Origin of the sequence: Nocardioides sp., assembly GCF_025964975.1 — a bacterium.
Taxonomy (GTDB): domain Bacteria; phylum Actinomycetota; class Actinomycetes; order Propionibacteriales; family Nocardioidaceae; genus Nocardioides.
On the sequence record NZ_JAOPXV010000108.1, the window covers coordinates 1 to 24,051 of the forward strand.

General features: G+C 69.5%; 26 protein-coding genes and 4 pseudogenes. 10 read left to right on the forward strand and 20 right to left on the reverse strand.

All coding sequences use genetic code 11. The features are described from left to right. Window positions 1–182: 182 nt before the first annotated feature. The 6 genes from JWN68_RS07715 to JWN68_RS07740 form a co-directional block, all read right to left on the reverse strand. Window positions 183–998 (reverse strand): transporter substrate-binding domain-containing protein, encoded by an 816-nt coding sequence (locus JWN68_RS07715; protein ID WP_297737104.1) that lies wholly within the window; start codon window positions 996–998, stop codon window positions 183–185. Continuing rightward, window positions 998–1,594, reverse strand: coding sequence for an ATP/GTP-binding protein (locus tag JWN68_RS07720; protein ID WP_297737107.1), 597 nt, complete (start codon window positions 1,592–1,594; stop codon window positions 998–1,000). The genes JWN68_RS07715 and JWN68_RS07720 overlap by 1 nt, the downstream gene beginning before the upstream one ends. Continuing rightward, window positions 1,575–1,850, reverse strand: coding sequence for a DUF742 domain-containing protein (locus tag JWN68_RS07725; RefSeq protein WP_297737110.1), 276 nt, complete (start codon window positions 1,848–1,850; stop codon window positions 1,575–1,577). Before JWN68_RS07725 ends, JWN68_RS07720 begins: the two co-directional genes overlap by 20 nt. Window positions 1,851–1,959: 109 nt before the next feature. Next, window positions 1,960–2,379: a roadblock/LC7 domain-containing protein gene (locus JWN68_RS07730; protein WP_297737113.1), complete on the reverse strand. Its 420-nt coding sequence runs from the start codon at window positions 2,377–2,379 to the stop codon at window positions 1,960–1,962. A 14-nt stretch (window positions 2,380–2,393) separates the two neighbouring features. After that, window positions 2,394–5,720 carry an ATP-binding protein gene (locus JWN68_RS07735; RefSeq protein ID WP_297737118.1) on the reverse strand — a complete coding sequence of 1,109 codons (3,327 nt, stop codon included), beginning with the start codon at window positions 5,718–5,720 and terminating at the stop codon, window positions 2,394–2,396. A gap of 181 nt (window positions 5,721–5,901) precedes the next feature. Continuing rightward, a complete protein-coding gene (locus tag JWN68_RS07740; RefSeq protein ID WP_297737121.1) occupies window positions 5,902–6,348 on the reverse strand; it encodes a hypothetical protein in 447 nt (148 codons plus the stop codon). Window positions 6,349–6,417: 69 nt separating this feature from the next. On the opposite strand from JWN68_RS07740, the gene JWN68_RS07745 reads away from it, so the two are divergent. After that, a complete protein-coding gene (locus tag JWN68_RS07745; RefSeq protein ID WP_297737123.1) occupies window positions 6,418–7,608 on the forward strand; it encodes a zinc-dependent alcohol dehydrogenase in 1,191 nt (396 codons plus the stop codon). A gap of 39 nt (window positions 7,609–7,647) precedes the next feature. Next, window positions 7,648–8,799 (forward strand): endonuclease, encoded by a 1,152-nt coding sequence (locus JWN68_RS07750; protein ID WP_297737126.1) that lies wholly within the window; start codon window positions 7,648–7,650, stop codon window positions 8,797–8,799. Between the two features lie 14 nt (window positions 8,800–8,813). Here JWN68_RS07750 and JWN68_RS07755 read toward each other — a convergent pair whose 3' ends face one another. From JWN68_RS07755 to JWN68_RS07770, 4 genes are all read right to left on the reverse strand, one after another. Next, window positions 8,814–9,053: a hypothetical protein gene (locus tag JWN68_RS07755; protein WP_297737129.1), complete on the reverse strand. Its 240-nt coding sequence runs from the start codon at window positions 9,051–9,053 to the stop codon at window positions 8,814–8,816. Next, window positions 9,050–9,424, reverse strand: coding sequence for a hypothetical protein (locus JWN68_RS07760; RefSeq protein ID WP_297737132.1), 375 nt, complete (start codon window positions 9,422–9,424; stop codon window positions 9,050–9,052). The genes JWN68_RS07755 and JWN68_RS07760 overlap by 4 nt, the downstream gene beginning before the upstream one ends. 29 nt (window positions 9,425–9,453) lie before the next feature. Then, window positions 9,454–9,666 carry a DUF2945 domain-containing protein gene (locus JWN68_RS07765; protein WP_297737135.1) on the reverse strand — a complete coding sequence of 71 codons (213 nt, stop codon included), beginning with the start codon at window positions 9,664–9,666 and terminating at the stop codon, window positions 9,454–9,456. A gap of 109 nt (window positions 9,667–9,775) precedes the next feature. After that, a complete protein-coding gene (locus JWN68_RS07770) occupies window positions 9,776–10,750 on the reverse strand; it encodes a PASTA domain-containing protein (protein WP_297737139.1) in 975 nt (324 codons plus the stop codon). A gap of 169 nt (window positions 10,751–10,919) precedes the next feature. Here JWN68_RS07770 and JWN68_RS07775 point away from each other — a divergent pair, with 169 nt between their 5' ends. Continuing rightward, window positions 10,920–11,855 carry an acyl-ACP desaturase gene (locus JWN68_RS07775; protein WP_297737143.1) on the forward strand — a complete coding sequence of 312 codons (936 nt, stop codon included), beginning with the start codon at window positions 10,920–10,922 and terminating at the stop codon, window positions 11,853–11,855. 1 nt (window position 11,856) lies between these two features. Here the strand turns inward: JWN68_RS07775 and JWN68_RS07780 are convergent, their stop codons facing one another. Both JWN68_RS07780 and JWN68_RS07785 read right to left on the reverse strand, forming a co-directional pair. Continuing rightward, window positions 11,857–12,039: a helix-turn-helix domain-containing protein gene (locus tag JWN68_RS07780; RefSeq protein WP_297737145.1), complete on the reverse strand. Its 183-nt coding sequence runs from the start codon at window positions 12,037–12,039 to the stop codon at window positions 11,857–11,859. Window positions 12,040–12,195: 156 nt separating this feature from the next. Next, on the reverse strand, window positions 12,196–12,378 hold the full coding sequence (locus JWN68_RS07785) for a hypothetical protein (protein WP_297737148.1): 183 nt from the start codon (window positions 12,376–12,378) through the stop codon (window positions 12,196–12,198). A gap of 108 nt (window positions 12,379–12,486) precedes the next feature. Here JWN68_RS07785 and JWN68_RS07790 point away from each other — a divergent pair, with 108 nt between their 5' ends. The 6 genes and pseudogenes from JWN68_RS07790 to mmuM all read left to right on the forward strand — a co-directional run bounded on the left by JWN68_RS07790 (window position 12,487) and on the right by mmuM (window position 16,775). Next, on the forward strand, window positions 12,487–13,044 hold the full coding sequence (locus JWN68_RS07790; protein ID WP_297737151.1) for a MerR family transcriptional regulator: 558 nt from the start codon (window positions 12,487–12,489) through the stop codon (window positions 13,042–13,044). Window positions 13,045–13,049: 5 nt separating this feature from the next. Further along, the gene (locus JWN68_RS07795; protein WP_297737154.1) at window positions 13,050–13,334 is read left to right on the forward strand and encodes a hypothetical protein; all 285 of its coding nucleotides are present in this window, start codon (window positions 13,050–13,052) and stop codon (window positions 13,332–13,334) included. A gap of 33 nt (window positions 13,335–13,367) precedes the next feature. Then, window positions 13,368–13,757 carry a DUF2237 domain-containing protein gene (locus tag JWN68_RS07800; protein ID WP_297737157.1) on the forward strand — a complete coding sequence of 130 codons (390 nt, stop codon included), beginning with the start codon at window positions 13,368–13,370 and terminating at the stop codon, window positions 13,755–13,757. Between the two features lie 221 nt (window positions 13,758–13,978). Next, entirely contained in the window at window positions 13,979–14,998 is a 1,020-nt protein-coding gene (locus tag JWN68_RS07805) for an EAL domain-containing protein (RefSeq protein WP_297737160.1), read from the forward strand. A 329-nt stretch (window positions 14,999–15,327) separates the two neighbouring features. Beyond that, window positions 15,328–15,573, forward strand: a pseudogene (locus JWN68_RS19275) (VCBS repeat-containing protein); the annotation flags it as partial. 311 nt (window positions 15,574–15,884) lie between these two features. After that, on the forward strand, window positions 15,885–16,775 hold the full coding sequence (mmuM, locus tag JWN68_RS07810) for a homocysteine S-methyltransferase (RefSeq protein ID WP_297737164.1): 891 nt from the start codon (window positions 15,885–15,887) through the stop codon (window positions 16,773–16,775). Between the two features lie 9 nt (window positions 16,776–16,784). Here mmuM and JWN68_RS07815 read toward each other — a convergent pair whose 3' ends face one another. From JWN68_RS07815 to JWN68_RS07850, 8 genes and pseudogenes are all read right to left on the reverse strand, one after another. Further along, complete coding sequence (locus JWN68_RS07815) at window positions 16,785–17,450, reverse strand: ATP-binding cassette domain-containing protein (protein ID WP_297737167.1); 666 nt, start codon at window positions 17,448–17,450, stop codon at window positions 16,785–16,787. Next, the gene (locus JWN68_RS07820) at window positions 17,447–17,668 is read right to left on the reverse strand and encodes a hypothetical protein (protein WP_297737183.1); all 222 of its coding nucleotides are present in this window, start codon (window positions 17,666–17,668) and stop codon (window positions 17,447–17,449) included. The genes JWN68_RS07815 and JWN68_RS07820 overlap by 4 nt, the downstream gene beginning before the upstream one ends. A 141-nt stretch (window positions 17,669–17,809) precedes the next feature. Continuing rightward, a pseudogene (locus JWN68_RS07825) lies at window positions 17,810–17,887 on the reverse strand (hypothetical protein); the annotation flags it as partial. A gap of 1,078 nt (window positions 17,888–18,965) precedes the next feature. Continuing rightward, a pseudogene (locus JWN68_RS19280) lies at window positions 18,966–19,403 on the reverse strand (FtsX-like permease family protein); the annotation flags it as partial. A gap of 125 nt (window positions 19,404–19,528) precedes the next feature. Continuing rightward, window positions 19,529–19,678, reverse strand: coding sequence for a hypothetical protein (locus tag JWN68_RS07835; RefSeq protein WP_297737172.1), 150 nt, complete (start codon window positions 19,676–19,678; stop codon window positions 19,529–19,531). 132 nt (window positions 19,679–19,810) lie between these two features. Next, window positions 19,811–20,209 carry a hypothetical protein gene (locus JWN68_RS07840; protein ID WP_297737175.1) on the reverse strand — a complete coding sequence of 133 codons (399 nt, stop codon included), beginning with the start codon at window positions 20,207–20,209 and terminating at the stop codon, window positions 19,811–19,813. 337 nt (window positions 20,210–20,546) lie between these two features. Next, window positions 20,547–20,984: a hypothetical protein gene (locus JWN68_RS07845; RefSeq protein WP_297737177.1), complete on the reverse strand. Its 438-nt coding sequence runs from the start codon at window positions 20,982–20,984 to the stop codon at window positions 20,547–20,549. A gap of 130 nt (window positions 20,985–21,114) precedes the next feature. Further along, on the reverse strand, window positions 21,115–22,704 hold the full coding sequence (locus tag JWN68_RS07850; RefSeq protein ID WP_297737180.1) for an alpha/beta fold hydrolase: 1,590 nt from the start codon (window positions 22,702–22,704) through the stop codon (window positions 21,115–21,117). A gap of 564 nt (window positions 22,705–23,268) precedes the next feature. Here JWN68_RS07850 and JWN68_RS07855 point away from each other — a divergent pair. Beyond that, window positions 23,269–24,051 (forward strand): annotated as a pseudogene (locus JWN68_RS07855) (IS3 family transposase); the annotation flags it as partial.

A 24,051-nucleotide genomic window follows, 5' to 3' on the forward strand; every position in this document is an offset into this window, starting at 1 on the left:
AGACCAGCCTGGCGGGCTCAGAGGCCGGCGTCCGTGGCGCCGCAGCCATGGCGGTCGAGCACGTGTTGTCCCCCGAGGCTGTCGATGCCGCCGCGAGCGCGCTGCTCGCCGGCTGAGTCCGCGTGCAGAACGACCGTCGGCCCGACGCGGGAGGCGTCGGGCCGATCAGTCAGGGGTGTCTGCTAGGACTTCGCGTTGGCGAACCAGTCCGAGTAGATCTTGTCGTAGCGACCGTCTTCCTGCATGTCGGCGAGCACGTCGTTGATCACGCGGAGAAGGTCGATGTTGCCGTCCTTCTTCACCAACATGCCGTACTGCTCGCCGGTGTCGAACTCCTCGACGATCTCGAAGGTCGGGTTGTCCTTGATCGCGTCGCCCACGATGTTGTTGTCGTAGATGGCCGCGTCGACCTGGCTGCCGCTGAGCGCGCCGGCGAGGTCACCGAGGTCCGTGAAGGACTGGATCTGGGTGTCGAGCGGCCGGTTGTCGGTCGCGTAGGTCTCCCCGGTCGAGCTCTCCTGGACGGCGATACGACCGCCGACCACGTCCTCCAGGGTCTTGATACCGCTCCCCTTCTGGACCACCATCACCTGCTTGGCGTTGAAGTACGGGCTGGAGAAGTCAACGACTCGGGCACGGTCGCCGTCGATCGAGACGGCAGCGATGGCGACGTCACAGAAGTTCGCGTTGAGCGGCTTGCCCGACGCGATCTCGTTGAAGTCCTCGTTGACGAGGGCCACCTTGACGCCGAGCTCCTCGGCGACCTGACCCACGAGGTCGATGTCGAAGCCGACGACCTTGCCGCCACGCTCGAACACGAACGGCTCTCGCCCGTACGACGTGCAGACGGTCATGGTGCCGTCCCGGAGCAGGGTCGGGTCAGGAGCGGTGCTCTTGGTCGAGCCCTCCGAGCCCTGGGCCGAGCCGCAGGCGGCCAGACCCAGCAGAGCAGCGGTAGCGACGGCGGCACGCACCATCTGTACCTGGGATCGCTTCATCAGCTGGCCCCCACGGCAAGGTTCCGGGTCAGGTGCTCAAGGGCGTACTCGGTGACGCGGATGAGGGCAGCCTTGGCCGAGTCCCGGTCGCGGGCGTCGATCGCGATGATCGGCACCTCCGGCGGGAGCGAGAGAGCTGACTTCACCTGGTCGAGGGTGTACTGCTGCAGGCCGTCGAACTGGTTGACCGCCACGATGAACGGCAGACCCTTGGCCTCGAAGTAGTCGAGCGGGGAGAACGACTCATCGAGACGGTTGGTGTCGACGATGACGATGGCGCCGATCGCGCCGAGGCACAGGTCGTCCCACATGAACCAGAATCGACGCTGGCCGGGGGTGCCGAACAGGTAGAGGATCAGGTCCTCTCCCAGGGTCAGCCGGCCGAAGTCCATGGCGACAGTGGTCGTGTGCTTGCTCGGTACCCCGTCCAGGTTGTCGACGCCCTCGGACTCGTTGGTGACAAGGGCTTCGGTGCGCAACGGCTGGATCTCCGAGACGGAGCCGACCAGAGTCGTCTTGCCGACGCCGAAGCCGCCTGCGATGACGATCTTGGTCGACGCAGCTTTGCGCGACGAGCTAGTAGGTGCGGAGTCCACGGAGGGTCCTTTCGATGAGTTCTATCCGCTCGTCCTTTGACGAGTTCTCAGTGATGGTTGCTTGCACGCGGATGAACCCGTGCTCAACAAGATCGCTGAGCAAGACGCGTACGACGCCGATCGGCATCTTGACGAGGGCTCCGCATTCAGCAACGGAGCGTTTGTCGCACACCTCGAGCACCTGGAGCGCGGCGGCGCTCACTCCCGTGACCTCGGCGTTCTCCCGCCTCAAGGTCGCCTCCATCGGGAGGTCCACTGTGGAGTGGGTTCGCCCTGAGGTGATGGTGTACGGCCGGACGAAGCGAGGTCGGCTGACCTCGTCGTCCGTGCCGTCAGACTCTTTTGATGACACGACCACAAACACCTCAGCCCGGGGTCGGGACGCGGGCCTCTGCCTGGACGGTCCGACCGACGCGCTCAACGAGCAACGCCATCTCGTAACCGACCTGGCCGATGTCAGCGTCTTCCTCGGTGAGGACAGTGAGGTTGGAGCCGTCGCCCACGCTCATGAGCATGAGGTAGCCGTGCTCCATCTCGACGACGGTCTGGAGCACTGCTCCGCCGTCGAAGAGTCGAGCTGCACCGACGGCGAGGCTCGCAAGTCCGGAGGAGACGGCCGCAACCTGCTCGGCGCGCTCTCCGGGGATGCTCTGGCTCTCCGCCATGAGGAGGCCGTCGGCGGACACGAGGATGGCGTGTGCGGCGTCGGTCACCTCCTCGACGAAACGAGACACCAGCCAGTTGAGGTTGTTGTCGGTGGCCGAGAGGCCTTGGGACTCAGACATGAGATTCTTCCTTCTTACTGGTCGTCAGCAGAGACGGGGGTGACACGGCCACGGCGGACGCCTGCCTTGTGTGCCGAGAGTCGGGCGCGGATGGCCTCAGGATCGCGACCACCTGCCCCCACGGGCTTTGAAACACTTCCTGGCACGAGGCGTGCCCCCGGCTGGCGAACCGGCAGGCCGGCATCGCTGGTCGGTTCGTTGTGCGTCTCAGCGACCGTGTCGGCTCGCTGCCATCCGGCCTCCACCTCGGTGGAGGTCCAGGTGTGGTCTTGTTCGTCGGAGCTCAGCCACGAAGACTTGGTCGCACCGTTGATGGAGGGCTCCTCGTCTCGCCGGGCCTCGGGGGCCTGCAGCGGGGTCGCGGTGGAGGCGAATGCCGGCGACGGCTCGCTGGAGTAGGACGGCTGCGGTGCCGTCTCGACCGCGGCCCCGTGTGCACCGTTCAGGGCACCCCCATTGCGGGCCGTTCCGCGCAGGATCTCGGCGTGGTCGACCTCGTCGTAGTCCGGGATGGGCAACCGACCGCGCTGCGGACGGATCTTGGCCATCAGCGCCGAGATGTTCGCAGCAGCTGCCTCGACCTTGGCGGGCTCCACCGTCTGGGCGAGCTCGACCTCGACGGTCTCGGCGGTCTCCGCGGAGTCCAACGAACCCAGCATGGCGAGCTGGGGCTCGTAGGCGGCCGGCTCGAACGTCTCGGGCTCGACGGTCCCGCGCTCGACGGTCTCGGGCTCGTAGGCCTGGATGGGCTCGGGCGCCGCAGGCTCAGGAGTCTCGGGCTCGAAGGCCCCGATCGGCTCGGGCGCCGCGGACTCCGAAGTCTGCGAAGTCTCCGGCTCGAACGTCTCGACCGACTCGGCCACACCGGACTCGTCGACGGCGTAGTCCGCCGGCTCGTCCAGGGCTGAGGGGGTGTCGAAGACCTCGGGTGCGTCGACCTCAGGTGCCTGGACCTCGCTGACCACGGACGCTTCCGCGACCGGGGCCTCCTGGACCTCCTGGACCTCGGACTCGGTGGACTCCAAGGACTCGGACTCGGCCGGCTCTGAATCGGCCGGCAGGTCCGGGACGACGGAGACGGCAGGGGCGTCCAGGTTTCGCTTGGACCGGAGCGGCATGGCGCCGGTGGCGCGCTTCATCTCGCGGGGCGCCACGACCTCGTCGTTGCCGTCGGCGTCCTTCTTGGGGATGTTGACCCCAGCAGAAGCCAGGTGGGGCAGGGTCGCGCCACGCTGGCGGGTCGGCAGGCCTTCGCTCACCGGCTTCAGGTAGGCGTCGCCGATCCCCAGCGGGTCGGACGTGTCCAGCGCGGGCGCACCCGGCTCCGGCGCGACGCCGAGCGGGTCGGTCTCGTCCCCTACGTCGGTGGGCTCGTCGTCGGTCGGCTCGACCTCGTTCGGGACCACGGTGAGCGGGGCGACCGCGACCGGCTCGGGCTCGACGATCGGCTCGACGTAGGCCGGCTCCTCCGCGACGGGCTCGACGACTTCTTCGACCTCGGGCTCCTCGGGCACCAGCTCGAGGTGGGCGCGCTCGGGCAGGACCGCGTTGGGCACGAAGACGAAGGCGGTCATGCCGTCGCCGCGGTTGGTCTTGAGCGACACGTTGATGCCGTGACGCTTGGCCAGCCGGCTCACCACGAACAATCCCATGCGGCGCGCGGTGTCGGGGGTGACCTCGACGCCGAGGCGCAGGTTGTCGTTGATGACCTTGAGCTCGTCCAGAGGGATGCCGAGGCCGGCGTCGGTGACGGTGATCGTGACGCCGTTCTCTCCGGTGGTGGAGGCCAGGGTCACGTTCGTGTTCGGTGAGGAATAGGACAGCGAGTTGTCCACCAGCTCGGTCAGGAGGTGCACCAGGTCACCGGCAGCGGACTCGTCGACCTTCGTGGCGAGGGCCGACTCGACCCGCACCCGCTGGTAGTTGCTGACACCGGCGGTCGCGGCCTGCAGGGTCTCCGCGATCGAGACGCTCTCCCAGCCGGCTGACCGCGTGGGGGCGTCGGCGAGGATGAGCAGAGAGTCCGCAGTACGGCGCATGCGGGAGGCAAGGTGGTCGAGGCGGAAGAGGCTCTCAAGCCGCTTCGGGTCTTCCTCGTCGCTCTCCAGCGCCTCGATGAGGTTCAGCTGCTGGTTGATGAGGGTGGTGTTGCGGCGCGAGAGCGTCACGAACATCTCACCGACCTGCGTACGCAAGGTGGCCTCACCGGATGCCAGGGTCACGGCCTGCTGGTGAAGGTCGTCCACGGCTCGGGCGAGCTGGCCGACTTCTTCGTGCGTGTTGACGTCGATCCGCCGGATGGGGCCGGGCTCGGCGCCAGCGCGGATCCGGTTGACCGCGTCCGGCAGGTCCTGGTTGGCGACCTGGAGGGCGCCCTCACGGACCTTGCGGATCGGGTTGACGAGGCTGCGAGAGATGAGGAGCGCGAGACCGATGGCGGCGGCCAGGGCGGCCAGCGTCAGGAGCGCGTTGAGCAGAGCGCTGTTCTGTGCGGCGTCGGCGGTCTTGGCGAGGTCCTTGTCGACCGCCTCCAGGAGCGAGGCCTGCAGCTTGTCGTACTCGTCGTAGGCGTCGGTGCTGCCGAGGCCGCTCGCGCTGTCGTCCCGGGCACGCTGGCCGTTGTTGGTGCGGAGGGTCTGGATCGAGGAGTCGCCCACACCGTTCTGGCCGGCCAGACGGTCGAGGGCCACTCGCTCGGCGCCGAACTCGGCGAACTTGGCGATGTCGACGCTGCGACCGCGGCGGTCACTGGCAGCCAGGGCCTGCTGCTGTGCGAGGGCGAATCGTCCACCGAGTGCCTGGGACAGCAGCTCGAGACGAGGCTCAGGAGTGAGCTGCGCGTTGATGATCTCGGTGATCAGCTTGGTGACACCGGACTGCATCTGGCGGAGCTGGGCGATCCAGGTGCCGGCGCTGACCGGGTCGTTGCCCTCGGCGCGCAAGGTCTGGCTCAGGTCCAGGATGACGTCGACCTGCTGGCGCTGCGCGAAGGTGAGGTTGGACTTGTCACGTGTCTTGGTGAGCTCCACGGCCGCGGCCTTGAGCTCGACCAGCGCGTCGTCGAGCTCGGCCTGGCTGGTGCCGACCTTCGACTGCGCCGCCACCATGCCCTTCTCGGCAGCGGTCAGGTAGGCGATGGCCGGCTTGACGATCGTGACCTGCTCGGCGCTGGCCGTGGCATTGGTGGACTGATCGAGGTCGTTGGTCACTCGCAGGCCACCGAACGCAGCTGCGAGGAGCAGCGGGACCGCCAGCGCGAGCGCAACCTTGCGTCGCAGCGGCCACCCGGCGATGCCGAGGCGGGAGAGACGTCCCAATGTGGACGGGCTCTGGTCGCTCATGTGAACCCCATGACTTTCGTTCTTCGCGCCGCCCGGAGAGGCGACTTGCCCGCAACGGGCAATCGTTAAGATAGGGAATCTGGCCGCACCGCGTGGGCGAATGAAAAAAACTCCGCGACGAGATGTTCATCCCGCCGCCCACAGGTGCCCAGATGAGGCACCCGACTCAGCGCCCAGGCACCTACGCGAGCGACCAGATCCCGGGCGCGCCCTTGCTCATCACGCCGTCGCTGATCATCGACTGCCGGGCTCGGCGCGCGGCGTAGCGCCATCGCAGCTCGCCCTCGGGCGTCAGCTGTCGATCGCCCTCGAGCAGCTCGTCGGCGAGCCGTTGCTCGAGCGCGACGAAGAGGTCATCGCTGTCGAGCTCCCGGCCTGCTTCCTCCAGCACCGCGACGATGTGGGGCACCAGGTCCTCGGGCGGGGTCCAGCGTCGTGGGGCCCGTCTGGCCGGCGCGACCGGGGCCGCGGCCTTGCCGGGGGCTCGGGGAGATCGGGGCGCCCGGGGCGAGCGGGTGGACTCGCGCACCGCCCTGCTCGGCGTCGGAGGGGGCGTCGGGACGGGGGGCATCCCGTGCACGCACGTCGACAGCGGCAGGTCACACAGGTCGCAGTAGTCGTCAGGCATCGGGGTCAGCGTATCGGCTCACTCCTTCGGGGTGGTGCGGGCTGGTGGACGCGATGACACCTTCGAGAGATGAAGGCACTCACCTGGCAAGGACTCAACCGCGTCGAGATCACCGAGGTCCCCGACCCCGTCATCGAGCAACCCACCGATGCGGTGGTCCGCGTCACCTCCACGGCCATCTGCGGCTCCGACCTGCACCTGTACGGCGTGCTGGCGCCGTACCTCAAGCCCGGAGACATCCTGGGTCACGAGTTCATGGGGATCGTGGAGGAGGTGGGCTCGGCCGTGGACAACCTCGCGGTCGGCGATCGGGTCGTCGTGCCGTTCAACATCTCGTGCGGCCACTGCTGGATGTGCGAGCGTGGCCTGTTCGCCCAGTGCGAGACCACGCAGAATCGTGACCAGGGCAAGGGCGCCAGCCTCTTCGGCTACACCAGCCTGTACGGCGCAGTGCCGGGCGGACAGGCCGAGCGCGTCCGGGTCCCGCACGCCGACTTCGGCCCGGTCAAGCTCCCGGCCGAGGGCGACGACGAACGCTTCCTCTACCTCTCCGACATCCTCCCCACCGCGTGGCAGGGCGTCGACTATGCCGCCGTCCCGGAGGGCGGGTCGCTGGCCGTGCTGGGCCTGGGGCCGGTGGGGCAGCTCGCCGTACGCGCTGCTCGCCATCGCGGCATCACCGACGTCATCGGCGTCGACCTCGTCCCCGAACGCCTCGCCGCTGCCCGGGCCGCCGGCGCGCGGACCGTTGACCTGAGCGAGGTCAAGGACGTGCCCGACGCGCTCCGTGAGATGACGAGCGGGCGCGGCCCGGACTCCGTGCTGGAGGCGGTCGGCATGGAGGCCCACGGCAACCCCATCGCCGAGATGGCGATCTCCGCTGCCAGCCGGCTCCCGAAGCCCATCGCGCGAGCGGCCATCGAGCGAGTGGGCATCGACCGCCTCGACGCCCTGTACACGGCCTTCGAGGCCGTCCGCCGAGGCGGCACGGTCTCCATCAGCGGTGTGTACGGCGGGATGGCCGACCCGATGCCGATGATGACGATGTTCGACAAGGGGCTGACGCTGCGGATGGGCCAGTGCCACGTCAAGCAGTGGACCGAGGAGCTGCTCGACATCGCCACGCAGTCCGACGACGTGCTGGGCCTCGAGACGCTCGCCACGCACCGTGTGCCGCTCGACCAGGCACCCGAGATGTACGAGACCTTCCAGAAGAAGGCCGACGACTGCCTCAAGGTCGTGCTGAAGCCGGAGATGTAGGCCCTTCCCATAGCGCCCGGAGTACGACAGGCTCCGGGCATGAACCGTCATCTCGGGACGGGTCGGGCCCTCGCGCTCGCCCTCATCAGCGCCCTCGTCGTCGTCCTCGCCCCTGTCTCCCCACCGGCGCTCTCGGCCGCACCGATCACGGTCTCGCAGGCCATCGGGCAGCAGAACGGCTCGACCCAGACCGTCCGGGGCTACGTCGTCGGGCAGCCCACCGGGACCACCACGGTCCTGAAGTCGGGGTTCACCAACGACTACGCCCTCGCGATCGCGGACTCCTCGACCCAGTCGAGCACGACGCAGATGCTCTACGTCCAGATCCCGACCGCGTTCCGCGCGCAGTGGGGGCTGAGGACCAACCCGGGTCTGATGGGCAAGCAGATCGACGTGACAGGGGCCCTTGCGGCGTACTTCTCGCACCCCGGCATGACGAGCACCACAGCCTTCGCCCTGTCCGGCGGGACCACCAACCCTCCCCCGGGCGGCGGGACGAGCCCCTGGGACAGCACCTACTACGCACCGGCGATCGGGAAGACCGGCACCGCCCTGCGGACCTCGCTGCACGGCATCATCGACAACCACACGAAGCTGTCCTACGACCAGGTGTGGACCGCCCTCAAGGACACCGACCAGGACCCGAACGACACGGCCAACGTCATCGAGATCTACTCCGGGCGGTCCATCTCCAAGACCCTCAACGGCGGCGACCCGGACGACTGGAACCGCGAGCACGTGTGGGCCCAGAGCCATGGCGGCTTCGGCACCACCGCCGGTCCCGGCACCGACATCCACCACCTGCGCCCCGAGGACGTGACGGTCAACTCCACTCGCGGCAACAAGGACTTCGACCTCGGGGGGTCGTCGGTCCTTCAGTGCTCCGACTGCTGGACCGACACCGACTCCTTCGAGCCGCGCGACGCGGTCAAGGGGGACGTGGCGCGGATGCTGTTCTACATGGCGATCCGCTACGAGGGCGACGACGGCTTCGTCAACCTGGAGCTCAACAACTCCATCAACGGCGCGACCCCGTGGCACGGCAAGACGTCGGTGCTGCTGACCTGGAACTCCGAGGACCCGGTATCGGCGTTCGAGATGCGCCGCAACGACCGCATCCACTCGACGTGGCAGGGCAACCGCAACCCGTTCATCGACCACCCGGAGTGGGCCGCCGCCATCTGGAACTGAGTTGGTCGCTGACCTCAGGTGAGAGGGCTGGCCTCGCGCACCTGCGGAGCCGAGCTCGACTCGTCCTTCATGTCGTCGATCTCGGCGAGGATGCGTGAGCGCTCCTCGTCGCTCAGGGTGACCTGGGCCTCGCGCAGACCCTCGTCCAGCTCGTCGCCGATCATGCTGCGGTCCGCGCTGTACTGCCACGAGCTGACTTCTTCGACGACCCGCTGGGCGGCCTCGCGGGCTGCGCTGTTGGTCTCGTCGGTCATGTGCTCATCCTCATCGTCGATCGGACAGGGCTTTCCACCGTAGCCACGCCCCACAGCGGCGCCTCATCCCTGCGGGTGCCGACGGGAGAGTCCTGCATCACGCCAGGCGCGGGAAGAGCTCGATCACGTTGGCGGGCATCGGCTGCGGACAGATGCGCGCCTGCGTCGAGGGGGCCGCCTGACGTCAGGCAGCAGCCCGACTCGCACGGCTCCCACGCGAGGTGGGCGAACGGCACGCTGGCGTCGCCACGACCGGTCGGCGTGCCTCGCAGCGTCGAGCTCGACTGGGCGAGGTCAGCCAGGTAGTCGCGTTCGGACTCGTTGAGCGCCGGCCGCACCTCGATCCGGCCGAGGAACAGGGTGTCGTGCATCGGGACCTCCTGTGGTGGGCTGTCCTGCGTCAGGCGCGTTCGACCTCGCTGCTCAGCTTGAGCACGATGGTGCCGTCCTCCTGCTCGATGACGTAGGCCGCATCGTCGGGGGTGCCGTTGCGCGTGACCTGCTTGCCCTTGGTCGTGCGGGTCACCTTGTCGTGGTGCACCTCGGTGACCGTGCCCTCAGCCTCGGAGGTGCCCCACTGCCATGTCACGGTCGTGCCGGTGCGGATCGTCATGGCTCCACCATCGCACGGTGCCGCAAGCCGTCCCCGGCCGCCCGAGCGATCGACTGGTCCGCAACCGTGCCGGTGGCACCGCATCGGTGTGTGATCGAGGCTGTCACGATCAGGACTCGCAGGCCACCCCGTCGCCGTCGTTGTCCAGGTCGTACGGGTCTGACCCCGAGATGTAGACCGGTCCGTTGGCGTAGCCCGGTCCGTCACCCGAGCCCCCGGCGCAGTCGTAGTCAGTCGCGGGGGCAAGGCACGGCTGATAGCCAGGCGTGCAGTTGGCGGGCGCTGGTGGCGGAGGCGGAGGAGCGACCACATTGCTGACGACGAGCCGGATCACCGAGCCCGGCGCCGCCTGCTGCGTGGCAGCGGGGGTCTGGCTCAGGACGACGTTGTTCGCCCCCGAGCTGACCGTCTGCTTGACCACGTTGACGGTGAACCCGGCTTGGGTGAGGGCAGCCTGTCCGGCCGCGGCAGCCTTGCCGAGCACGCCCGGGACTCGCGGCATCGGTGCCGCCACGACCAGCGTGACAACTGCGCCCGCCAGCAGCGCAGCCCCCGCCTCGATGTCCTGCTTCAGGACCTGGCCCACGGGTTGCCATGACGGCTGACGGACGATCTTGACGTCCAGTCCGGCGCTGAGCAGGGAGGAACGGGCCTCGGCGACTGGCTGCGACCGAAGGGCGGGCACGGAGATCTCCTCGACCACCTCTTCCGCTGGCTGCTCCTCGACGACCTCGTCCTGCTCATCCGCCGTGGACTCCTCGACGTCGTCGACGTCTGATGACGAGTCGCTGCCGCTCGAGCGGGAGGTCTGTTCATCGGCGGCAGGGGGTGGGACGTCCTCGTCGGGCATGACAGCGCCGAACACGACCAGAGCAGCGACGACCATCAGGACCTTGGTGCGGAGGCGGAAGCCCTGCCAGCGAGCGCGGAGCGACGATCCGGACGTGCCGGTGGGGGCCGCGGGCGCGGGCGCGAACGCAGGAGCCGTCCGCGGCGTCCATTGCCGCCCGTCCCAGAACCGTACGAGCGTGACGTCTCGCTGGTCCGGATACCACCCGGGCGGCGGCATCGACTGGCCGTTCATGGCGTCTCCCCTGCTTGGCGTGCTGATGAGAGATGGTGACCCGCGGACACCCCGCTTGTCCGGAGAACGCGTCAATCGATCCTTGACACCCTCTGGTCACATTGCCCGCGTGGGTGTAGGCAGGTCAGGAGGGCACCTGCGCCCCCGCCTGCACCCACAGGAGATGCCCATGGCCCCCCTCGAAAGCACCCAGCTGCTCGCCGAGCTAGAACCGACGGTCGAGGAGAACCTGAACCGGCACATGGCCACGGCCGACGAGTGGATGCCCCACGAATACGTGCCGTGGAGCCTGGGCCGGGACTTCGCCGACCTCGGGGGCGACCCGTGGGAGGTCGCCCAGTCGCAGCTCTCCCCGATCGCGCGTACGGCGCTCGAGGTCAACCTGCTCACCGAGGACAACCTGCCGAGCTACCACCGAGAGATCGACCGCGCCTTCGGCCGGGACAGCGCCTGGGGCACCTGGGTCAACCGCTGGACGGCCGAGGAGGGCCGGCACGCGTTCTGCCTCCGGGACTACCTCCTGGTCACGCGCGGCGTCGACCCGGTCGAGCTCGAGCGGGCGCGGATGGAGACGATGGAGACGGGCTACGAGGCGCTCGACAAGTCGCTGCTCAACGTCTGCGCCTACGTGTCGTTCCAGGAGCTGGCGACCCGCGTCTCGCACCGCAACACCGGCCGCTTCACCGACGAACCGATCGCCGAGAAGCTGCTCAGCCGGGTCGCCAAGGACGAGAACCTGCACATGATCTTCTACCGCAACCTCGTCACTGCAGCGCTCGCGCTCACGCCGAGCCAGACGATGCGCGCGATCACCGAGGAGGTCGTCGACTTCCAGATGCCCGGGAGCGTCATCCCGGGCTTCGCCCGCAAGGCCGTCCAGATGGCCAAGGCCGGGATCTACGACCTCCGCATCCATCACGACGACATCGTCACTCCCCTGCTCCGCCAGTGGGGGGTCTGGGAGCTCGAGGGGCTCGACGAGGACGGGGAGAAGGCCCGCGACGAGCTGGCAGCGGCCGTCTCGGCACTCGATTCGGAGGCCTCCAAGTTCGTCGAGCGGCGAGACGAGGCCGCGGCGAAGAAGGCCGCGCGCCTGGCGCAGTAGCTCAGGCCGGACGCGTGCGCTCGCGCCATCGTCCCGGGGGTTCGCCGACGGTACGGCGAAAGGCAGCCCACAACGCGAACTCGCTGGCGTAGCCGACCTCGCGCGCCACGGACGCCAGGGTGCTCCCGTCGCGGTGCAGCGCCTCCTGGGCCAGGGCGATGCGCCAGCGCGTGAAGGCGTCCACGAGCTCATCACCAGCGCGGACAGACCGTTCGCCTCATCCGCGACGGCCACGACGTCGAGGTTTGGGACGGCGTGCAGGGCGCCCTGGGCGGGTCGCCGCCGTCCCTTGAGAACTGGGCGGCGAGGGAGGCCGGGTGGTGGGGCTGACATGGGTCGTTCAGCGGGGGATGATCGGCGTCGCTGGAGCGTTGCTGGCCGTGACAGCGAGCGTGGCCGGGACGACAGACATCGGCGTCTGCTCGATCTCGTCGGCCCGGTGCGCGTCGAAGCGCCAGATCACGAAGCTGCCGACGATGCCGGTGAGCATGGCGGCTGTGCTGATGAGAATCATGGTGACCATGAGGCCCCTGAAATAGGGGAGATGCAAAAAGTTCTACAGATAGGTAGAACTCTTTGTAGAACTTTTGACCAGTCCCTCCTCGCCTCGACTTTCCGGGAGACCCACTTCGTGACCGACGACTTCAGCATCGGTGCTCTCGCCGACCGGACCGGGGTCACGCCCAACGTGCTGCGCACGTGGGAGAACCGCTTCGGCTTCCCTGCAGGCAGCCGGACCGCGTCCGGACATCGCCGTTTCACCGAAGCCGACGTGCTGCTCGTCAACGAGGTGCTGGCGGCTCGGGAGCGCGGGGTCCCGCTCCCCCTCGCCGTCGACGCGGTCCTGCAACGCGCTCGGCAGGAGCGGGGAGAGTCCGTCCACGCGACCCTGGTCCGCGAGTTCCCGGACCTGCGACCCCAGCGACTCGGCAAGGCCACCCTGCTGGCGGCCTCCCACGCCATCGAGGACGAGTGCCTGGCACGCGCCGACCGATCGGTCGTCCTGGGCACCTTCCAGGAGGGTCAGGAATACGCGCAGTCACGGCACCGCTGGGACGAGCTCGCGCGTACGGCGACCTGGTCGGTCGTCCTCGCCGACTTCGACGACGGCCGCGAGTCCGACCCGGGTGCCCGGCCGCTCGGTGCCAGCTGGCCGACGGGTCTCCGATGCGCCGGGAGTGGACGGTAGCCGTGTTGAGTCCGACCTTCGCCGCGGTGCTGGCGGCCTGGGAGGTCCCGGCCCCCGAGGGGCACCCGTCGACGTACGAAGCGGTGATCACCATGCGCCGGGCCGCGGTCCTGACGGCCGCCCGCGTCATCGTCGGCGCAGCACGATCGGCGGGAGCCACCCCGCCGGCGGACGTCGACGAGCTGCTCGCTTCTCCTGCAACTGGAGACACGACGCTGCCCGATGCGGACCGGGTCCTGCTCCGGGTCCTCGAGCGGATGGACACGCGGCAGAAGGTGCGGGCCAGGTAGCCGCGCACCTCCGGCGTGCGCGATGCTCGGTCCATGAGCGAACGCAACGTCCTCGGCGGTGAGCTGGAGGTCTGCGGGACCGATCCTGTCACCGGCTTCCACCGCGACGGCACCTGCACGGTCGGGCCCCAGGACGTCGGCCTGCACGCCGTCTGCGCGGTCATGACCGAGGAGTTCCTCAGCTACATGCGCGAGGTCGGCAACGACCTGTCCACTCCCCGGCCCGAATGGGGATTCGCCGGCCTGGTCTCCGGAGATCGGTGGTGCGTGGTCGCAGTCCGCTGGCTGCAGGCGTACGACGCAGGGCTGGCGTGCCCCGTCGTCCTGGCCGCCACGTCCGAGCGGGCCCTGGACGTCGTCCCACTGGACGCGCTCCGCGCCCACTCCGTCGACGTCCCCAGCGATCCGAGAGACCTGACCTGACCTGACGAGGCGCCCGATGGGTCGCACGACGCATGGTCGGTTATGACTATGTCTCGCGAAACGTTGATCAATGGTGCTCATGTGTGGAGAGACTGTGGCCTTCCACTCGGCACTACCGAAAGCAGGCAGAACCAGTGTCGTCGTCCAGCCCCATGCCACTCGCCGTGGCCGCACCATCCGAGTCCCCCGCACCCGCTCCGGCAAGACGTGCTTCCATCGGGGTGCTGCACAAGCTGGCGACGCCGGGCACCGGGTTGGACGCGGATCTCCGCCTCGCGCTGGAGCACCCCGCGGAAGAGTTCGTCATGCACTACCAACCGGTGGTGGACCTGACCTCGGGTCGGGTGGTCGCGGTCGAGTCCCTGGTGCGCTGGCGGCATCCCGTCCTGGGGCTCCTGGCTCCGAACCGCTTCATCCGGCTCGCCGAGGACACCGGTCTCATCCGCGCACTGGGAGACTGGGCACTGGAGCAGGTCGTCCGGGATGCGTCCGTTCTGACCCAAAAGGGTCGCGACCTGGACATGGCGATCAACTTCTCGGTGCACCAGCTCAACGACGAAGTGGTCGGCAAGGTGCAACGCGCACTCGAGACCAGTGATGTGCGACCGGGGCGCCTCACGGTGGAGGTGACGGAGTCCGCCTTCGTCAAGGACGAGGGGATCACGGCTGCGACGTACGCCGCCTTGTCGACCATGGGAGTCAAGTTCGCGATCGACGACTTCGGGACCAGCTTCAGCTCGCTGCTCCGCCTGCGCCTCTACCCGATCAACGCCCTCAAGATCGACCGTGCGGTGGTCGCCGGCATCGGGCAGAGCGCCGACGACGAAGCGATCTGCGACAGCATCATCAGCCTCGCCCGTGCCGTGAACGCCTCAACTGTCGCCGAAGGAGTCGAGACAACCGAGCAGTACGCCGTCCTTCGTTCCATGGGGTGCCAGCGGGGTCAGGGCTGGCTGTGGTCCCCCGCGGTCCCCATCGACCAGCTCGAGGACGCCATCGCCGCCTGCGAACGGGTCCCGGTGGCCGAGCGGCAGTCGCGCATGCCACGAGTCTCTGGTGGAGTCTCCAGCGATGACGCGAGCCTGATCGCCGAGATGCACGCCGCCGGCTCGTCCACCCAGGACATCGCGGCGGCCCTCAACCGCACCGTGGGTCGCCATCCCTCAGGGGTCCGCTGGACCGCAGGAGCGGTCGCTCGTGGCCTGCCTGTCTCGGCGCCGGAGCCCCTACCGGGCGAGTGAGCCAGGCCCCGGTTTCGAGCAATCGGCCACCCCGGCACGCGCTGGCTGGTTGACTCTCTCGTGCCGCCAGTGGTCGTCGTGGAGGTGATGTGCCACTAGCGCCCCAGGGAGCCCGACTCGTCCACGCTGAGCACGCCTCGACGCCGCATCCTGTACGCCGACGCGTGGCCGCGGCGCTGGCACTCGCTCTCGCGCCGGTCGCACTGCTGACGCCCTCAGCCCACGCCGTGGACGGCATGTTCGACCCGCGGGGACCGCCTACCCCACCGACCGTTACCCCATCTCGGTCGCGGTAGGGGACTCCAACGCCGACACCCCGCGCCGACCTCGTCGTCGCCAACTCCAACGCGGACACGGTCTCGGTGCTGCTCGCCCAACCCGGTGGCGGTTTCGCCCCGAGGGTCGACTACCCCACCGGTACGTACCCCTTCTCCGTCGCGGTCGGTGACTTCGACTCCGACAACCTCCCCGACCTTGCCGTTGCCGACGTCGTCGGGGACGCACAGAAAGCTGTGGGCCATCCAGTCCATGTCGACGCGGCGACCGGGACGGCGCGTCGAAGAGCGTCGGGTTGAGACCACGCCAGCAGTAGGGGTGCGGCAGGTGGCCGAGGAACGCGAGCGGGTCCATCTCGAAGTGCTCCCCACCGCTCTCGTTGTCGTCCGAGCGCACCAGCTGGACCCAGCCCATCAACGAGTCGTAGCCGCGGAGCGGCCGGTCGATCGTGGCCGTGCAGATGGGGTAGTCAGCGGTGTCCGGCTGGCAGCCCACCGACTACGGGTCGGTGTTGCGGCGGTGGTCGACGAGCACGCGGCCGGCAACCCCGCTGAGGACGAAGGGGATATCCATGCCCGGAAGCTAGCGTGCGTGCACCAAGATGGGCGGCATGCAGCTGGATCGAGTGCTCATCCTGGATGGCGGACTGTCCAACGCTCTCGAGGACAGGGGCCTCGATCTCTCGTCCGAGCTCTGGACGGCGCGCCTGCTCCTGGACGACCCGGGGCAGATCGCCGCCGTCCACCGCGACTACTACCTCGCCGGCGCCGACGTGGCGCCGACTGCCAGCTACCAGGCCAGCGTGCCCAGTCTCGTCCGCGCCGGGCTGAGCCAGCGGGAGGCCGAACGCGTGATCGTCGCCAGCGTCGAGCTGGCCCTCGGCGTCCGCGACGAGATGGCGGCGAGCAGCGGCCGACCACTGCTGGTGGCGGCGTCCGTGGGCCCGTACGGCGCCGTGCTGGCCGACGGCTCGGAGTACCGCGGACGCTACGGCGTCTCGGCGACGACACTGCGCGACTTCCACGGTCCACGGCTGGAGCTGTTGGCCTCGGCGGGTCCCGACCTGCTCGCGGTCGAGACCATCCCCGACCTGGACGAGGCCGAGGTGCTGGTGGCGCTTCTCGACGACCTGGGCCTGCCGGCGTGGTTCTCCTACTCCGTGTCGGGCGACGCCACCCGGGCCGCCCAGCCGTTGCGCGAGGCCTACGGCGCGCTGGCGGACAGCACGACCATCGTCGCGGCCGGCGTCAACTGCTCAGCGCCGCGGGACGTGGGCGCTGCCGTGTGTACCGCCGTCGAGGTCACCGGGCGACCCGCCGTGGCCTACCCCAACCTCGGCGAGACCTGGGACAGCCGGACGAACACCTGGAGCGGTGACGCGTCTTTCGACGTGACGTCGGCTGCCGGCTGGATCGACGACGGAGCCATGCTCGTCGGCGGGTGCTGCCGGGTGGGACCCGCCGACATCGCCTCGCTGGCCGGCGTCCTGGGCGGACGCTGACCTCGCTCGTCAGAGCGGACGGATCCAGGTCGCGACGCCCTCGTCCAGGGCGAGCGTCGCGTCGGTCTCGGCGGCCGCCTCGGGGTCGTGCGTGGCAAGGACCACCGAGGCCCCTCGCGCGGTCTCCTCTCGCAGCACCGCGATCATCAGGCCTCGGTTGCCCGCGTCCAGGTCGCTGGTCGACTCGTCGGCCAGCAGCACCGCCGGGCGCAGGGCGAACGCCCTGGCCAGCGCCACCCGCTGCTGCTGGCCACCGGAGAGCTGGTCGATGAGGTGTGGACCCGACTCGGCCAGCCCCACCCGGTCCAACGACTCCTCGACGCGGAGCAGCGCCTCGGGCGCAGGCACTCCGAGCGCGAGCAGCGGGACGAGGATGCTCTCCTCGGCCGACAGGGTGGCGGCCAGCCCGTTGGTCTGCGGGACGAGCACGACCCCGGCGCGGGCTGCCGCGTCGCGGTCCTCGAGGAGCACGCCGTCGACGCTGACCGCCCCGGACACCGCGGCCACCGCGCGCCGGATGGCTCGCGCCAGGGCCCACAGCAGGGTCGACTTGCCCACGCCGGAGGGACCGGTGATCGGCAGCATCCGACCGGCGGGCACGTGCAGGTCCAGCGGGTGTACGGCGACGAGCTCGCCGTACCTCACGCTCAACCCGCCCGCCCGGAGCTCGCTCATGTCCGCTCCGCCCTGAGCTCGTAGTGGTCGCCGACCTCGTGCAGCCGGACCAGCGTCCCGGGCGGCAGCTTGTCCCGGGCGTGACCCGACAACGGCAGGAAGCCGTCGGCGGTCACGACGGCATACTCCTCGCCGCCGCGCCCCTCACCGCCGATCCGCCCGTCGCGGATGGTGAGCGTGCGTGGCAGCACCCGGGCGACGTCGGGGTCGTGGGTCACCAGGACGACGGTCGTGCCGTAGGTGCGGTTGACCTGCTCGATCGCGGCCAGGACCTCGTCGCGGGCGGCGTGGTCGAGCTGGCTGGTGGGCTCGTCGCACAGGAGCAGGCCGGGTCGGGTGGACATCGCGACGGCGACGGCGACCAGCTGGAGCGCACCGGGGGTCAGCTCGCCCAGCCGCCGGTCGGCGTGGTCGGCGAGGCCGATCTCGGCAAGCACGGTCTCGCGTCGGTGAGCTTGCGACCCGCCCGCCGGGACAGGTTTGCGCGAAGAGGACGTCGCCGGAGGTCGCAGGGTTCGCGAAGATCAGGGTCTCCTCGCGCTCGGTCGTGTTCCAGTCCTCCGCGGAGCCGCCCCAGTCCGTGGCGCGTCCGTCGACGCGGAGGTCGAGCAGCTCGAGGTCTCCCTCGATCTCGACGTTGAAGGGGGCCACGAACTGCACGGCGGCCAGCTGGCAGCCGTCCGCACACTCCGAGGCCTTCCCGGTGAGCCTCGAAGTCGTGCCAGGCGGCGGAAGGGTGCCGACATAGATGCTGCGGCGATCCCCGGACCGCGTCGTGACCACAACCCTGAGCTCGGCATCGGTGGTCTTGCCGAAGGCGTCCTTCACGGTGAACTTCTCGTCCGGCTCGGCGGTCACCGAGATCCGCGTCCCCGTGAGGTCCACCGGCGGGGCGTCCGGTGGTGCGAGGGCCCGCCATTCGGCGTCGGTCGGTGCCCCACGGGGGAAGAGCGCGACGTGGCGGAAGCCGTCGGGCTCCACGGCCAGGGTGGTGCGGGAGACCAGCACCGGCGTCGCCCGGCGACCGGTGGGGTCCGCAGCGTCGAGCGCGGCACGCACCTTGTCGAGGTTGCGTCCCGCCACGTCGAGCACGACCGGCGCTCCGGCGTCGTGCTGGCTGGCGTTGACGCGGTTGCGCTCGCCGGCGACGAGGGCGTCGACGGCGAAGACGGCGAGAGCACTGGCCACGGTGATGACGGCGATGACCGTCCGGGTCTCTCGTCGCCGTCCCATCTCGAGGAGGGTCACACCGGTGGCGAGACGACCACGACGCAGCCGCCGCCGCCCCCAGGCGCTCGCCGCGGGGCCGGCGAGGTGTCCGAGCAGCAGCCCGGCCAGCAACGCCAGGAGGGTCGGCCCAGCCAGGGCGAGCGGCCCCCTCAGGCTGCCGGTGACGAAGGCGAGGACGCCGGTGCCGACCGCGGCGATCAGGAAGGCGTCGAGCGCACCGAGCGTCCAACGCACCGACTTCACGCGTCCGCGCCGCGTCAGGCTGTCCATCGGCTCGCGAGCGACGCGTACGGCGGCCGCGACCGTCGTCAGGACGAGCACGACCACGGCCAGCAGCACCGCGATCACGAACTCGGCACCGACCTCGAACGGCGCCGCCCCGGGCCACAGCTTGCGGGCGAGTGCCCCACCGAGAAGGGCGGCAACGGCGCCCGGCACCACGCCCGCCAGGAGGACGGGAAAGAGCTCGACCAGCAGCAGACCGACGGCACCGCGGGGCCCTCGGCCACGCAGCCGGGCAACGGCGACCTGCCCGCGTCGCTGCTCGGTGGCGGCCGCGAGAACGAGCCAGAGGACGAACAGGGCCAGGACCACCACCGGTGCCATCAGGAGCGGCACGGTGCGGTCGGCCTGGTTCGTCTGCGTCCGGACCTCTTCGGTGAGGTCGCCCAGGCCGGTGAGGACCTCGATGTCGGAACCCTGACCCGTGGCTTCGGCGGCCATCTCGCGGACCCCGGCGCCGAGGGCCAGGATCTCGTCGACGCCGCCCAGCGACGTACGCACCAGGGCACCGGCTTGTGAGGTCTCCCCCAACAGGGGTGGCGCCTCGGCGAACGTCTCCGCGGTGGTCACCCAGGCATCGTGCGCCGCGGTTGCATCCTTGCCCTCAAGATGGCCGAGATGCCGAGCAGGGGCTGGGCCTGCCACCACTGATCGTCGCTCGGCGCGTAGGTGCCGACGACCTCGAGCCGCACGGGTGGGTACATCTCGGCCGACACCACGCCGACCGTCAGCTCGGAGCCCAACGAGAGGTCGAAGTTGTCGACGTCAGCCTCGCTGACGAGGATGTCGCCGGGCGCCTTCGGACAGCTGCCGCTCAGCAGCTGCAGGTGCTCGCACCCGCCGTCTCGTCAGACCAGTGGCCCGGTCGGCGGGATCTCGCCCTCGATCGTGGTGACGCTGGCTGTGCGACCGAGCAGGAGCGGATCGAGCCCAGCGGCCACGTCCTTCGGGACGAGCGCCTCGAGCTCGCGGGGGTTGCGTGGCTCCGTCGCGCCGCTCGAGACTTCGGCCGACTCCGAGACGACCGTGACTCCCTTCTCCGTGACGCTCGCGTTGGCGAGCAGGATGTCGACGAGCGCGTGGTGCATGGCCCCGACGTAGACGGGCGCGAAGGGGGTGCAGGCGGTGATGAGGGCGGAGACCGCGATCAACGTCAGGGTCTGGCCGCGCCGGTGGCCGAGGGCCGAGCGCCACGCGAAGCGGAGGGCTGACCAGCACGCCGCGCGCGGGGATCTCGAGCCCCCCATGGCCACCTCACCTCGCTGTGCTGGGCGGGGAGAGTAGCGGTTTTCAGTAGGGGCAGGTGGAGCGGTATTCCTGGAGCTCCGCACTCGGGGCGACGGGCGGCGGGCAGAGGAACTGCGTGTAGCGCGTGTCGTTGTCCACGAAGCGCTTGAGCCAGGCCACCGACAACCGCGAGGTGGGCGCGTTGGCCGAGTTGGTCGCGCTGTGGCCCGCCTCGTTGAGCTCGGCGTAGGCGCGGGAGGGTCGCCTGGAGGGAGGGGCGCTTCTTGGCAGCCTCGAGCGAGCCGCCGCCTCCCATCGAGTGACCCATCACGGCAAGCCGGGTGGCGTCGAGGCGGTTCATCGCGCTGCTCGACGTGGTGAGGTAGTCGAGTGCGGCCAGGAGCTGGGTGCCCCGGGCAGCGGGCTGGTCGTAGCGCGAGCTCGTTTGAAGGTGATGACCACGAAGCCGTGCGAGGACAGTCGCGGCCCGAGCCAGCTGATCACCGACTGCGTCTCGGTGTATCCCGGCGAGATCGCGACTGCGCCGTACGTCCCCTGGCTGGTGTCCGTCGGGTAGTAGATGGTGGCCGCGCCGAAGCCGGCTGTCGACGCATCGGCGACGGTGACGGACGCGTAGGCGAGCGGGCCCGTCGTCTGGAGCGCTGCGGCGGTGGGATCCGGACCCCGGCGATATTCGGTCTCGGCGAAGCTCGGCGCCGGCAGGGCGAGGAGGGAGGCGCTGAGCACGAGGGCGGAGAGCCCCGCCCCCAGACGTGAACGGGGGGCTGTGGACATGACGGCTCCTGATGCAGGGTCCCCGAGGACCATGACGAGAACTACGTGTGACGTGCACCCTGCCAGTCGTTCTGGGCGCGCCACAAGGGTTGCCTACTCCTCAGTAGGCAACCCTTGTCGGCCGGGCGTGCTACCCGAGCCGCGGCGTGGTGTGGAAGTTCGCCTCGACGCGGTGCTGCGCACCCGGGAGCCCGGTCGGGGGCGCGGGGACGCGCGGGCAGCGGATGTCGGAGACGTCACCGGCCCGGCGATCGGGCAGCTTGCCGGAGGCGAGGTACTTCGCGATCTTGTTGTCGACGCACCCGACCCCGCTCAGGCTGCCGGAGTGGGTGGTGCCGTTGACGCCCTCGATGAGCACGGCGTGGGTGAACCTGCGGCGTACCTCCCTGGCACCCGAGATCGGGGTGGCGCCGTCGAAGGTCTCGTTGATCAGCAGGACCGATCCGGCGTATGGCGCAACCTCGACCGCAGCGGGCGCGGGCGCTGCCGGCCAGGTGCGGCACGGGGCGTTGAACCAGCCGTTGCCCCAGGTGATGAAGGGGTAGCGCACGTCCTGGGCCGCGTTGTCCGCGAGGATCTTGTTGAGGTCCGTCGGCCACGGGGCGTCGGTGCAGATCGTGGCGAGGTAGGCCGCGTAGCCGTTGTCGCCGCGCGGGACGACCGGGTTCTGCGACACGTAGAGCATGCGTGCCTGCTTGGCGGTCCCCTCGTTCGCGATCTCGGAGATCGCGGAGGCGACCTCGGGGTAGAGGAAGGCGGCATAGCCCGCGCCCAGAGCGATGTCGCTCAGGTCCGCAGCCCCGACGCCGTTGATCGGGTTGCGGGCCAGGCGGCGCAGCACGCGGTAGTAGGTCTTCTCGACCGCCGCCGCGGTCCGGCCGAGGTGCAGGTCCCGGTTGCCCTTGGCGGCCCAGCGGAAGAACTTGGAGATCGACTTCTCGAAGGCGACGTTCTGGCTCTGGTTGGACTCGTACCAGATGCCGCGCGGGTCGACGACCCCGTCGAGCACGAGCTTGTCCAGGCGCTCCGGGTGCAGGGTCGCGTAGACCTGAGCGATGTAGGTGCCGTAGGAGAACCCGTAGAAGCTGACCTTGCCCGCGCGGAGGCTCTCGCGCAGGACCTCGAAGTCAGCGACGATGTCGGTCGTCTTCATGTGCGGCAGCAGCCGCGCCGAGGCGGACTCCCCGCAGTCGCGGGCGTACCCCTCCGCCTTCGCGATCCACCTGTCTCGGATGTCGTCGGTCGTCGGGTCGTACGGCGGACGCGTACCGATCTTCAGGATCCGCTTGTCGCACGACAGGGCGGGCCTGCTTTCGCCGACGCCGCGGGGATCCAGGCCGATCCAGTCGTAGGTCTTCCCCACGTCCTTGGGCACGAACTGGCCGTACCCGGCCACCCACGTGCCGCTGCCGCCCGGACCGCCGGGGTTGGTGAACATGACGCCGTTGTACTTCTGGCCCTTGTGCTTCACCCGCGAGACCGCGAGCTTGATCGTCGGGCCGGTCGGGTCCGCGTGGTCCAGCGGAACGGTGAGCATGCCGCACCGCGCGCCGGAGTCGATGAGGAAGTCGTCCTTGCACTTGCCCCAGTCGATCGGGGCAGCTTTGAACTGCGCAGGTGCTGCTGCGGCGACGGTGCTTGGCGCCGCGTTGGCGGGCGCGACGAGCAGGGTGGCGCCCAGCGCGAAGGATGCTGCGGCGACCAGGATGCGAGTGGACATGGTTCTCCCCGAATAGTTCGTGACGCGGTATCGCGACCTGCGTAGCGTCGCAGGCGGAGGCCTCGCTGACCAGATGATGACCGGAACCGTTATCGAGTAGCACATCAGCCGCCGCTAGACGCGCCCCCCTTATCGCGCTTCTTGCCCCTGCCCTGCTGGGGAGTTCGGTCCGGGGCAGGCGGCTCTTCCTCGGGAGTGGGGGTCGACGCGTCCGACGAGAACAGAGCGACGAATTCTTCTGCCGCTCGGTCCACCGCCGACGTAAACCACATGGGCTGGCCCAGGACCACAGCGATCACCGCGAACGCGGCAGTCAGCTTGAAGGCACGAGCCTTCCGTCCCGGCCTCGCCGACTTTCTTGGCCTGCGCGTTGCGGGAGGGTCCACCCTGTGGCTCTGCAACGCCTTGGTCAGTTCGACAACGTGTTGCGGCGATATCGCGGCGCCGAGCTGTTGCTGCCCTCGCAGCTGTGCCACGAGGTTGTGGCTCGAGCAAACCAGGACTTCTCCGTGAATCGCCCTGGGTTGGTTGGAGTCTTCATCGTTTGGAAACGAGGGTGGACTCATGCCGAAGGACACGACCCCGGGGAAGCCGACGACGCGTCGCTACAGCCCGGATGAGAAGGCCGCTGCGGTGCGGATGGTCAGGACGTTTCGAGCCGAGCTCGGCACAGAGCACGGCACGGTGCAACGCGTCGCAACCCAGCTCGGGTACGGCACAGGTGTCAGCACCAGCGACACCGCGAGGATGCCTGGCGGACCCAGGACCGCAGCGACTCTGAAGGAGCTCGAGCAGGAGAATCGCGAGCTCAAGAGAGCCAACGAGATCCTGAAGAGGGGCGCCAGTTTCTTCGGGGCGGAGCTCGACCGCCAGCACAAGAAGTAGCCACGCTCATCGACGCCTACCGCGACGATGTTGTCGCGGGCCGGCGTCTGGGGATCGAGCGCATCTGCTGCGTGCTGCAGGTGGCCCCGAGCAGCTACTACGAGATCAAGAACCGACAACCCTCAGTTCGTGCGCAGCGCGACGAGGTGATGGGCCCGGTCGTGCGGCAGCTGTGCGAGGACAACTACCGGGTCTACGGTGCCCGGAAGGTCTGGAAGGCCCGGCGCTGCGGTCACGACATCGGCCGTGACCAGGTTGCCCGCCTCATGGGCACCGCTGGGATCGAGGGTGTGCGGCGCACCAAGCGGATACGCACCACCAAACCCGACCCGGGCATGCCGCGGCACCCGGACCTGGTGGGCCGCGACTTCACCGCCACGGCCCCGAACCAGCTGTGGGTCACCGACCTGACGTTCGTGCCGACCTGGGCCGGCGTCGCCTACGTCTGCTTCATCATCGACG

Coding starts and splice junctions, on each gene's coding strand:
- JWN68_RS07785 (WP_297737148.1), bottom strand. CDS start 12,378: ATGGTCACCATGATTCTCATCAGCACAGCCGCCATGCTCACCGGCATC.
- JWN68_RS07745 (WP_297737123.1), top strand. CDS start 6,418: ATGAAGGCACTCACCTGGCAAGGACTCAACCGCGTCGAGATCACCGAG.
- JWN68_RS07760 (WP_297737132.1), bottom strand. CDS start 9,424: ATGCACGACACCCTGTTCCTCGGCCGGATCGAGGTGCGGCCGGCGCTC.
- JWN68_RS07850 (WP_297737180.1), bottom strand. CDS start 22,704: ATGTCCACTCGCATCCTGGTCGCCGCAGCATCCTTCGCGCTGGGCGCC.
- JWN68_RS07750 (WP_297737126.1), top strand. CDS start 7,648: ATGAACCGTCATCTCGGGACGGGTCGGGCCCTCGCGCTCGCCCTCATC.
- JWN68_RS07735 (WP_297737118.1), bottom strand. CDS start 5,720: ATGAGCGACCAGAGCCCGTCCACATTGGGACGTCTCTCCCGCCTCGGC.
- JWN68_RS07765 (WP_297737135.1), bottom strand. CDS start 9,666: ATGACGATCCGCACCGGCACGACCGTGACATGGCAGTGGGGCACCTCC.
- JWN68_RS07755 (WP_297737129.1), bottom strand. CDS start 9,053: ATGACCGACGAGACCAACAGCGCAGCCCGCGAGGCCGCCCAGCGGGTC.
- JWN68_RS07730 (WP_297737113.1), bottom strand. CDS start 2,379: ATGTCTGAGTCCCAAGGCCTCTCGGCCACCGACAACAACCTCAACTGG.
- mmuM (WP_297737164.1), top strand. CDS start 15,885: ATGCAGCTGGATCGAGTGCTCATCCTGGATGGCGGACTGTCCAACGCT.
- JWN68_RS07775 (WP_297737143.1), top strand. CDS start 10,920: ATGGCCCCCCTCGAAAGCACCCAGCTGCTCGCCGAGCTAGAACCGACG.
- JWN68_RS07815 (WP_297737167.1), bottom strand. CDS start 17,450: ATGAGCGAGCTCCGGGCGGGCGGGTTGAGCGTGAGGTACGGCGAGCTC.
- JWN68_RS07770 (WP_297737139.1), bottom strand. CDS start 10,750: ATGAACGGCCAGTCGATGCCGCCGCCCGGGTGGTATCCGGACCAGCGA.
- JWN68_RS07845 (WP_297737177.1), bottom strand. CDS start 20,984: ATGTCCACAGCCCCCCGTTCACGTCTGGGGGCGGGGCTCTCCGCCCTC.
- JWN68_RS07740 (WP_297737121.1), bottom strand. CDS start 6,348: ATGCCTGACGACTACTGCGACCTGTGTGACCTGCCGCTGTCGACGTGC.
- JWN68_RS07840 (WP_297737175.1), bottom strand. CDS start 20,209: ATGGGGGGCTCGAGATCCCCGCGCGCGGCGTGCTGGTCAGCCCTCCGC.
- JWN68_RS07800 (WP_297737157.1), top strand. CDS start 13,368: ATGAGCGAACGCAACGTCCTCGGCGGTGAGCTGGAGGTCTGCGGGACC.
- JWN68_RS07715 (WP_297737104.1), bottom strand. CDS start 998: ATGAAGCGATCCCAGGTACAGATGGTGCGTGCCGCCGTCGCTACCGCT.